Consider the following 493-nt stretch of genomic DNA (forward strand, 5'->3'; position numbering starts at 1 on the left):
GGATCGCCGCTAATGAGTCTACGCCCTAGCATTCTCAAGCAGGTTCTCGACTATGTCATTGCGGTCCGGAAGGGCGAAAAAATCGATCCGCCAGCCCGTCTTAGGCTCTTCTTTAACTAGGCTCCTGCAACCTGCTTTTTCGGACATCCATGACGAGTTCAACGCCATCGTCATGCCAGGTTCTCTCGTAATTGCCTCCTAGCTGTTGCTTCACGGCCAACTCGATGAGGCGACTTCCGAAACCCGTTTGAGGCTCACTCGCCTTGTCGATGTAAGCTCCGTGTTCCCTCCAGCGGAAGCGGACCATCTCGTCCTCGGTTGAAAGGTCCAGCGAAATCCTTCCCTCGGGATTGGACAGAGCTCCGTACTTCATCGCGTTGGTAGCCAGCTCGTGGAACACCAATGCAACCGGCGTGGCGGCGCGGCTTTCGACCGCGATATCGGGGCCGGAAATAGTGAGGTGGTCCCGGAAATTTGGACAGGGTGCTAAGCT

1 protein-coding gene is annotated in these 493 nt (G+C 56.2%); it reads right to left on the reverse strand.

Features of this window, described 5'->3' with window-relative positions:
- Positions 1-112: 112 nt before the first annotated feature.
- Positions 113-493 (reverse strand): sensor histidine kinase (locus tag ACGHJ7_RS14785; RefSeq protein WP_390479187.1); only part of this gene is annotated, 381 nt, incomplete at its 5' end.

This window comes from Altererythrobacter sp. MTPC7, from assembly GCF_042851395.1.
Lineage (GTDB): Bacteria > Pseudomonadota > Alphaproteobacteria > Sphingomonadales > Sphingomonadaceae > CAJXSN01.